Genomic DNA, 8,873 nt, shown 5'->3' with positions numbered 1-8,873 from the left:
CGGCCCATGGTGCCGTCCTCAAGCGTCACATCGACCTCGACCGTCGGGTTGCCCCGGCTGTCCAGTATCTCGCGCGCGAATATGTCGATGATGGCCGTCATGTCTGCGTCCCCCTTGGCTGACGAGCTTTCGCGCTGTTTAACCGCCTTCGCAGTTGCGGAAAAGCGTCATTCTGCCCCGGCCACCCCGTCCTCGCCGGGAATGCGCGAGGTGATGCGCGCCGGGTGGTAGCCGCGCGGCACCTCTTCATGCGCATCGACCGCGAGATCGGCCCAGACCGGCAGGTGGTCCGAGGCCGCCCGCGCCATCTCGTTGTCCAGGACGCCGCAATCCAGCACCTCGATGCTGCGCGAGACGGCGAAGCGGTCATAGCGCAGGCGCGGGAAGGGTGCGGGCCAACTGGGGCCGGGGGTGACGACGCGCAGCGCCTCCAGCGCCTCAAGCCCGCGGGAATCGTGCCATTCGTTGAAATCGCCGGTCAGCGCCATGCGGTCATGGCCGATGCGCCGCGCCTGGGCGATGATGCGCGATAGTTGTGCCCGGCGGGACGAGCGCATCAGCCCCAGATGCACCGCCACCACCGTGATGCCGGGCAGGCGCAGCACCAGCGCGCCGCGCGGCTCGATCCCCGGCAGCGGCAGGCGGCGGATCTCGGCCTTGCCGCGCAGTTCGGGGCGCAGCAGGATGGTCTGGCCGTGCCAGCCCAGCGAATTCTCGCCGGTGCCCAGGAAGGGGGCGGGGACCATGCCGGTGGTCTTTTCGATCAGCGCGCGCGGCAACGCCTCGGGCCGGGCGCCGAAGCGGAAATCGACCTCTTGCAGGGCGATCACGTCGGCACCCAGTTCGGCGATGACGCGCAGGTTGCGCTCGGGTGCGTGCGGGCCGGTCATGCCGCGGCACTTGTGCAGGTTATAGCTGGCCAGTCTCAGGTGGTCGGGGCTTTTCGGCATGGGGCCTTTCGCTGCTGCTCAGGTGCCGCAGAAGGTGCGGCGGACGATCTCGTCGGGCTGCGGGGCCAGCGCATAGCCCTCCCATTCCGGCCGGTCCTCGAAGGGTGCGCGCAGCGCCGCGTCGAGCGCATGGAAGGGCGCGTAATCGCCCTCGCGCCCGGCGGCGATCACTTCCTCGATGCGGTGGTTGCGCGGGATGCGGCACGGATTGGCGCGTGCCATGACCTGCGCCGCGTCGGAAAGGTCGCGGATGCGCGCCTGCCAGCCCTCGGCCCAGGCGTCGAACTGCTCGGGCGCCTTGAATTCGTCGCGTGCGCGGCCATCCGCCAGCCCGGCGAAGCTGCGGGTGAAATCCGCCTCGTCGGCCGCCATCAGCGTCAGCAGTCGCTCGATGAGCGCGCGGTCCTCGGGCCGTGGGGCGGCGATGCCCAGCTTGGCGGCAAAGCGCCTGAGCCATTCGGCCTGATAGAGTTCGGGAAAGCTGTGGACGATACGCGTCGCTTCGGCCACCGCCGCGTCGTCATTGCCCATCAGAGGCACCAGGCAACTGGCGAATTGCGCCAGGTTCCAGACCGCGATGTTCGGCTGTTCGTTCCAGGCATAGCGGCCATGGGCGTCGATCGAGCTGAACACCTTGTCGGGCCGGTAGCCGTCCATGAAGGCGCAGGGGCCGTAATCGATGGTCTCGCCCGAGACCGACATGTTGTCGGTATTCATCACCCCGTGGATGAAGCCGAGCGCCATCCAGCCGGCGATGGTCGCCGCCTGCCGCTCGACCACGCGCTGCAGCAGGTCGGCCGCGCCCGAGGCATCGGGATAGTGCCGGGCGATGACGTGATCGGCCAGCAGTTGCAACCGTTGCCGGTCGCCGCGCGCGGCATAGAACTCGAAGGTGCCGACGCGGATATGGCTGGCGGCGACGCGGGTCAGCACCGCGCCGGGCAGCAGCGTCTCGCGGATCACCGTCTCGCCGGTGGTGACGGCCGCCAGGGCCCGCGTGGTCGGGATGCCGAAGGCCGCCATGAACTCGCTGACCAGATATTCGCGCAGCACCGGCCCCAGCCAGGCCCGCCCGTCGCCCCGGCGCGAGAACGGCGTCGGACCCGCGCCCTTGAGCTGGATGTCGAAGCGTGCGCCATCCGGCGCGACCACCTCGCCCAGCAGGACCGCGCGCCCGTCGCCAAGCTGCGGCACGAAGCCGCCGAACTGATGGCCGGCATAGGCCTGGGCGATGGGCTCGGCCCCCTCGGGCAGGGTGTTTCCGGCCAGCATCGCCACCCCCTCGGGGCCGGCAAGCCAGACGGCGTCGAAGCCCAGGCGCTCGGCCAGCGGCCGGTTCAGCGCGACCAGCTTGGGATCGCGCACCGGCGTCGGGCGGGTGCGGGTAAAGAAACCTTCGGGCAGTCGGGCATAGCTGTTGTCGAAGCGGATCATCGCGGCCCTCCATTCGGACATTATCTAACCGCGATTGCCGGAATGTTAAGGGCGGAACGGGCTCAATGCGTCACGCTGGTCGAGAACAGGTTCACGATGACGACACCCGCGACGATCATGGTCAGGCCGATCACCGCCGCGAAATCCAGCCTCTGGCCGAAAAGAAACAGCCCGATCAGAGAGACCAGCACGATGCCCAGCCCGCTCCAGATCGCATAGGCGATGCCCAGCGGCATGGCGCGCAAGGCCAGCGACAGGAAATAGAACGAGCCTGCATAGCACAGCCCCATCAGCAACGTGGGGACCAGGCGGGTGAACTGCTCGCTGCGTTGCAGGAAGGTGGTGCCGACCACTTCAAGGGTGATGGCGGTGAAAAGCGTGACATAGGTCAGGGCCGGCATGGCGTCTCCACTCGTTCGTCGCACAGGCCCGTCTAGCCCGGCCGGCGGGGAAAGTCACGCCGTCCCGGCACCGCGCCCTTGAACCGAGAGGCCCAAGCGCGTATCCCACCCTCTGCCTGATTTTCTCCGCAAGGATGCCACCCCGTGAAATTTCTCGATCTCGCCAAGGTCTATGTCCGCTCGGGCGGCGGGGGCGCGGGTTGCGTGTCCTTCCGCCGCGAGAAATTCATCGAATACGGCGGCCCGGACGGTGGCGACGGCGGGCGCGGCGGCGATGTCTGGGCCGAGGCCGCCCCGGGGCTGAACACGCTGATCGATTTCCGCTTTCAACAGCACTTCTTCGCCAAGTCCGGCGGCCATGGCATGGGGGCGCAGCGCACCGGCGCCTCGGGCGACGACATCGTGCTGCGCGTGCCGGTCGGGACCGAGATCCTGGAAGAGGATCAGGAGACGGTGATCGCCGACCTGACCGAGCCGGGCCAGCGGGTGCTCTTGGCCAAGGGCGGCAATGGCGGCTTCGGCAACCTGCATTTCAAAAGCTCGACCAACCGCGCCCCGCGCCACGCCAATCCCGGCCAGCCGGGGGTGGAGCGCACGCTGTGGCTGCGGCTGAAGCTGATCGCGGATGCGGGTCTGGTGGGCCTGCCCAATGCCGGGAAGTCGACCTTCCTTGCCGCGGTCTCGAACGCGCGCCCCAAGATCGCGGATTATCCCTTTACCACGCTGCATCCCAATCTGGGTGTCGTCGGCGTGGACGGGCATGAATTCGTCATGGCCGACATCCCCGGCCTGATCGAGGGCGCGTCCGAAGGCAGGGGCCTCGGCGACCAGTTCCTTGGCCATGTCGAGCGCTCGCGCGTGCTCCTGCACCTGGTCGACGGCACCGCCGAGGACGTGGCGCTTGATGCCCGCACCATCCTGACCGAGCTTGAGGCCTATTCCCCGGCGCTGGCCGAGAAGCCGCGGGTGACGGCACTGAACAAGATCGATGCGCTCGACCCCGAGACGCTGGCAGAGCGCAGGGCGGCGCTGGAGGCCGAGATCGGCGGCCCGGTGCTCTTGATGTCCGGCGTCTCGCGCGAAGGCGTGACCGAGGTGCTGCGCGCGCTCTGGTCGCGGATCGCGCCCTCGCGCAAGCCGGCCGAGGATCGGGAAGACAAGCCGTGGCAGCCGTGACGCCTAAGCTTGGCCGCGCGCAGCGGCTGGTGGTCAAGATCGGCTCGGCGCTGCTGGTGAACGGTGCGGGCCTGCGCGCCGAATGGCTGCGCGCGCTTTGCGACGACGTGGCCCAGGCGCGGGCGCGGGGCACGGATGTGGTGCTGGTCTCATCGGGCGCCATCGCGCTGGGGCGGCAGGTGCTGGGCCTGCCGGCCGGCCCGCTGCGGGTCGAACAGTCGCAGGCCGCCGCCGCCGTGGGCCAGATCAAGCTCGCCCGCGCCTATGAGGAGGCGCTGGCCCCGCATGGCGTCAAGACCGCGCAGCTTCTGGTGACGCTGGACGACACCACCGACCGGCGCCGCTATCTCAACAGCCGCGCGACCATGCAGACGCTGCTGGGCCTCGGCGTGGTGCCCATCGTGAACGAGAACGACACGGTGGCGACCGACGAGATCCGCTTCGGCGACAACGACCGGCTGGCGGCGCAGATCGCCGTGACCTGCGGCGCCGACCAGCTCTTGCTGCTCTCGGATGTGGACGGGCTCTATACCGCCAACCCCAAGACCGATCCCACCGCGCGCCACCTGCCGGTGGTCGGGCAGATCACGCCCGAGATCGAGGCCATGGGCGGCGATCCCATCTCGGGCGTCAGCAAGGGCGGCATGAAGACCAAGCTTTTGGCGGCGCGCACGGCAGTGGCCGGGGGCTGCGCCATGGCGATTGCCGAGGGCTCGGTGCTGAACCCGCTTTCCGCCGTGGCGCAGGGCGCGCGGGTGACCTGGTTCCTGCCCGACACCGACCCGCAGGCGGCGCGCAAGCGCTGGATCGCGGCGATGAAGCCTAAAGGCGAGATCACCGTCGATGCCGGCGCGGCGCTGGCGCTGGGGCAGGGCAAGTCGCTGCTGCCGGCCGGCGTGACCGCCGTGTCGGGCCGTTTCGGCCGCGGCGACCCGGTGGTGGTTCTGGACGGCAAGGGCGGGCGGCTCGCCTCGGGTTTGGTGCGCTATTCCTCGACCGAGGCCCGCGCCATCGCCGGCCATCGCAGCGACGAGATCGAGGGCATCCTCGGCTATCCCGGCCGCGCCGCGTTGATCCATCGCGACGACATGGTGGTGTGATATTCCCGGGCGACAACCTCTGCGTCGCGGTCGCATGAGTATTTGAAGAACGAAGAAGCCCGGTGCCGCTTCCCGAAATTCAGCGCGGCACCGGGTTTCTTCGTTCCATAAATACTCATCTGCCACGTTGGTCACAGGGCAGGCGTCGCCCCTCACTCGATCGGGTGCGGCTTGGCGAGCGCGTGGCGGCGCTGGAACAGCCCGCGGATCTGCGACATGCGCACGGCGTTCTGGCCCGGCGCCGGCAGGGCCAGGACGGCATCCCGCAAGAGCGCGATGCCGTCCTCGCTGCGGCCGGGCAGGGTCGCGGGCTGGATCGGCGCACCGATGGTGACCCGGAAGGGCTGGCCGGCCTTGTTCAGCACCTCGTTGAACAGCGTCACGTCGCGCAGGGTCGGGTGAATCGCGTCCAGCAGGTAGAACAGCGCCGAGTTCCGCGCCCGGATCCGCAAGGGAATGATCGGCGCGTCGAACTTCTTCGCGATCATCGCCGCGCTGGCCATCCAGGGGCGTTCGTGCAGCGTCAGTCCCTGGCGCCTGGCCAGCCGGCCCGAGGGGAAGATCAGGCCGATCCGCCCGCGTCCCAGCGCCTCGCGCGTGTAGTCCATCGTGGCGCGGGTCTTGGCATGGCTGCGCTTTTCCACGCGCCATTCGACCGGGGCGATCAGGCTGTCGAACTGAGGCAGGATGCGCAGGATGTCGTGGTTGGCATAGACGAACAGGTCGTCGCGCACCGCCGAGATCACCGCGTTCAGCATGATGCCGTCGGCAATGCCGGTCGGGTGGTTGGAGACGATCAGCGCCGGGCCGGTGGCCGGGATGTGCTCGAGCCCCTCGACCCGCAGGTCGCGCAGGATCAGTCCCGCGATGCGGCGCATGACCTCGTCGGTCGGCAGGTCGCGGTATTCGGCCGCCAGGTCCAGCGTGCGCGGATAGCGCAAGAGCCACATCAGCGCCTGGCGTGCCAGGGCGTGATGGCGACGGCCCGAAAAAAGCCACGGTGCCCGCTCGGCAATCAGCGGATCAAGACGGCGTTTCATGTCCTCGCGGGCATCCATGGAGGCAGTATTGCCGCGCCGGCAGGATGCCCGCAAGAGCGGTTCGGTCGTGGTCAGGCGCCACCGGCAAGGATGCGCGTAACCATCTCGGATGTATTGCGCGACAGGCCTGGCATGGCCGCCAGCCGGCCGAGCGCCGCGCGTGCATGGGCCTGGCGGCCGGCATCGTAGCGCGTCCATGTCTCGAAGGCCGAGCACATGCGCGCGGTGGTCTGCGGGTTCACCGGGTCGAGCCGCATCAGCCAGTCCACGATGAAATCGTAGCCCGAGCCGTCGGCGGCGTGGAAGGCGGCGTGGTTGGCACCCAGCCCGCCGATCAGCGCCCTGAAGCGGTTCGGATTCTTCCAGTCGAAATCCGGCCGCGCGGCAAGGTCGCGGGCCCGGGCCACCGCCTGCCCGGGTGCGGCGCGCAAGGGCTGGACCATGAACCATTTGTCCATGACCAGCCGGTTGTCGGCGAATTCCCGCGCGAAAGCGGCCAGCGCTTCGCTGTCCTTGCCGTTGGCGATCAGGCATTCCAGCGCGCCCTGCCGCTCGGTCATGTTCGAGGCGGCGCCGAACAGCGCCTCGGCCCGCGCCCCGCCGTCGATCCGCGACAAAAGCCCCAGGCAGGCAAGACGCAGGCTGCGCCGCGCGGCGCCTTCGGCATCGGGGCGATAGGGGCCGGGGGTCTGCATCGCATCGTAAAGCCGCGCCAGCGCAGGTTCATGCGCCAAGGCGATGTCGCGGGCCAGCGCCTCGCGCGCGGCATGGATCGCATCGGGGTCGGGGATGTCGCCGCGCGTGGCGATGGTGGTGGCGATCTCTTCCTCGCCGGGTAGCGACAGGCAGAGCGCGGCAAAGGCCGGGTCGGCCTCGGCATCGTCGAGCAACCCGCCGATGGCGCGGCCGAACTCGGCGCCGCCTTCGCCGCCGGTGGCCCGCGCGATCAGCGCATCCAGCGCCAGGTCGTGGCCCGCCTGCCAGCGCGCATAGGCGTCGGTGTCATGCGCAAGCAGCAGCGCCTGCTCGTCCGCCGCGATCTTGCGCGAGACCGTCACCGGCGCCGAAAAGCCGCGCAAGAGCGAGACCACGGGCCGGGCGCCCAAGCCGTCGAAGCGGAAGCTCTGCTCGGCCTCGGTCATCTCCAGAACCGTGGTCGGCAGCACCTCGTCGCCGTTCGGGCCGATCAGGCCAAGCGCGATGGGGATCACCCGCGGCGGCTTTTCGGGCTGGCCGGGGGTCGGCGCGGTCTCTTGCCTAAAGCTCAGGGTCAGCGTTCCGTCCCGCCAGTCCTCGGCCAGCGACAGGCGCGGGGTGCCGGCATCGGTATACCAGCGGCTGAACTGGGTCAGGTCGCGGCCGGTGGCGTCCTCGAAGACCTTGATCCAGTCCTCGATGGTGCAGGCCTGGCCGTCATGGCGGTCGAAATAGAGGTCGAGCGCCTTGCGATAACCGTCATCGCCGACCAGCCGCTTGAGCATGCCGATGACCTCGGCGCCCTTTTCATAGACCGTGGCGGTGTAGAAATTGTTGATTTCCTGATAGTGGTCCGGGCGCGGCGGGTGGGCCAGCGGGCCGGCATCCTCGCGGAACTGGCGCGCGCGCAGGGTCTGCACGTCATGGATGCGCTTGACCGCGGCCGAGCGCATGTCGCTGGTGAACTGCTGGTCGCGAAAGACCGTCAGCCCCTCTTTCAGGCAAAGCTGGAACCAGTCGCGGCAGGTGATGCGGTTGCCGGTCCAGTTGTGGAAATATTCATGGCCGATCACCCCCTCGATGCGTTCGTAATCGCCGTCGGTCGCGGTCTCGGCGCTGGCCAGCACCAGCTTGGAGTTGAAGATGTTCAGCCCCTTGTTCTCCATCGCGCCCATGTTGAAGTCGTCCACGGCGACGATGTTGAACACGTCGAGGTCGTATTCGCGCCCGTAAGCCTCTTCGTCCCATTTCATCGAGCGGATCAGCGATTCCATCGCATAGCCGGCGCGGTCCTGGTCGCCCGGCCGCACCCAGACGTTCAGCGCCACCTTGCGGCCCGACATGGTGGTGAAGCCGTCCGGGACCGCCACCAGGTCGCCGGCGACCAGCGCGAAAAGATAGGCGGGCTTCGGCCAGGGATCGTGCCAGACCGCCTGGCCCGCCCCCTGCGAGACAGGGTTGCCGTTCGACAGCAGCACCGGTTTGTCCGAGCGGATGGTGACGCGGAAGGGCGCCATCACGTCCGGGCGGTCGGGATACCAGGTGATGTGGCGAAAGCCCTCGGCCTCGCATTGCGTGCAGAACATGCCGCCGGACAGATAAAGCCCCTCCAGCGCGGTATTGGCCTCGGGGTCGATCTCGACCTCGGCCGAGAAGGTGAAGGCGTCGGGCAGGTCGGCGGCGGGGATCGCCAGCCGCTCGCCCTGGGCAAGCGCGAGGTCGAGCGGCTTGCCGTCGATCGCCAGCGCCAGCGTCCGCAGGCCCGCGCCGTCCAGCACCAGGTCGCCCGCACCCTTGCGGCGAAAGTCGATCTGCGAGCGCACGCGGGTCGTGCGCGGGGCAAGATCGAACTCCAGCCGGGTCTCGGCGATCTCGTAGGGATAGGGGCGCCAATCGGCGAGGTATTGCGTGACGGTCATGCGGCACCTTATAGGCAGGGTATAGGCAGACGAAAAAAATTCGACGGCACGGGGAACTTGTGCGAAACCCAAGTGTTAGACGCAGGATAGCCGGGTCGCAAGCCGGGGGCCTCGCCTCCTGCGCCGACCAGTCGCAAAGCAAGAATCAAAAGAGCGA

At 68.8% G+C, this 8,873-nt stretch carries 8 protein-coding genes; 2 read left to right on the top strand and 6 right to left on the bottom strand.

Annotated features, from left to right (window positions below; genetic code table 11):
- The 4 genes from BLT64_RS07225 to BLT64_RS07210 all read right to left on the bottom strand — a co-directional run.
- Nucleotides 1-101, bottom strand: a 101-nt coding sequence (locus BLT64_RS07225) for a hypothetical protein (RefSeq protein ID WP_437438265.1), incomplete at its 3' end; no start/stop codon positions are given.
- Between the two features lie 66 nt (nucleotides 102-167).
- Nucleotides 168-950, bottom strand: coding sequence for an endonuclease/exonuclease/phosphatase family protein (locus tag BLT64_RS07220; RefSeq protein ID WP_011750293.1), 783 nt, complete (start codon nucleotides 948-950; stop codon nucleotides 168-170).
- Between the two features lie 18 nt (nucleotides 951-968).
- Nucleotides 969-2,384, bottom strand: a complete 1,416-nt coding sequence (locus tag BLT64_RS07215; RefSeq protein WP_011750292.1) for a protein adenylyltransferase SelO — start codon at nucleotides 2,382-2,384, stop codon at nucleotides 969-971.
- 62 nt (nucleotides 2,385-2,446) lie between these two features.
- Entirely contained in the window at nucleotides 2,447-2,785 is a 339-nt protein-coding gene (locus BLT64_RS07210; protein ID WP_011750291.1) for a DMT family transporter, read from the bottom strand.
- Between the two features lie 144 nt (nucleotides 2,786-2,929).
- On the opposite strand from BLT64_RS07210, the gene obgE reads away from it, so the two are divergent.
- Nucleotides 2,930-3,961, top strand: coding sequence for a GTPase ObgE (gene obgE, locus BLT64_RS07205; protein WP_011750290.1), 1,032 nt, complete (start codon nucleotides 2,930-2,932; stop codon nucleotides 3,959-3,961).
- Nucleotides 3,949-5,061 (top strand): glutamate 5-kinase, encoded by a 1,113-nt coding sequence (proB, locus tag BLT64_RS07200; protein WP_011750289.1) that lies wholly within the window; start codon nucleotides 3,949-3,951, stop codon nucleotides 5,059-5,061. The genes obgE and proB overlap by 13 nt, the downstream gene beginning before the upstream one ends.
- A 152-nt stretch (nucleotides 5,062-5,213) precedes the next feature.
- On the opposite strand, the gene BLT64_RS07195 is transcribed toward proB, so the two are convergent.
- Both BLT64_RS07195 and pepN read right to left on the bottom strand, forming a co-directional pair.
- Nucleotides 5,214-6,101, bottom strand: a complete 888-nt coding sequence (locus tag BLT64_RS07195; RefSeq protein ID WP_371862656.1) for a 1-acyl-sn-glycerol-3-phosphate acyltransferase — start codon at nucleotides 6,099-6,101, stop codon at nucleotides 5,214-5,216.
- Between the two features lie 71 nt (nucleotides 6,102-6,172).
- Nucleotides 6,173-8,716, bottom strand: a complete 2,544-nt coding sequence (gene pepN, locus BLT64_RS07190) for an aminopeptidase N (protein WP_011750287.1) — start codon at nucleotides 8,714-8,716, stop codon at nucleotides 6,173-6,175.
- Between the last annotated feature and the right edge of the window lie 157 nt (nucleotides 8,717-8,873).

The sequence above is a fragment of the Paracoccus denitrificans genome, assembly GCF_900100045.1.
Taxonomy (GTDB): Bacteria; Pseudomonadota; Alphaproteobacteria; order Rhodobacterales; family Rhodobacteraceae; genus Paracoccus; species Paracoccus denitrificans.
The sequence above is the reverse complement of the archived record's forward strand: the minus strand, read 5'-3'. Positions and strand labels throughout refer to the sequence as shown.

Coding starts and splice junctions, on each gene's coding strand:
- BLT64_RS07215 (WP_011750292.1), bottom strand. CDS start 2,384: ATGATCCGCTTCGACAACAGCTATGCCCGACTGCCCGAAGGTTTCTTT.
- BLT64_RS07195 (WP_371862656.1), bottom strand. CDS start 6,101: ATGAAACGCCGTCTTGATCCGCTGATTGCCGAGCGGGCACCGTGGCTT.
- BLT64_RS07210 (WP_011750291.1), bottom strand. CDS start 2,785: ATGCCGGCCCTGACCTATGTCACGCTTTTCACCGCCATCACCCTTGAA.
- pepN (WP_011750287.1), bottom strand. CDS start 8,716: ATGACCGTCACGCAATACCTCGCCGATTGGCGCCCCTATCCCTACGAG.
- BLT64_RS07220 (WP_011750293.1), bottom strand. CDS start 950: ATGCCGAAAAGCCCCGACCACCTGAGACTGGCCAGCTATAACCTGCAC.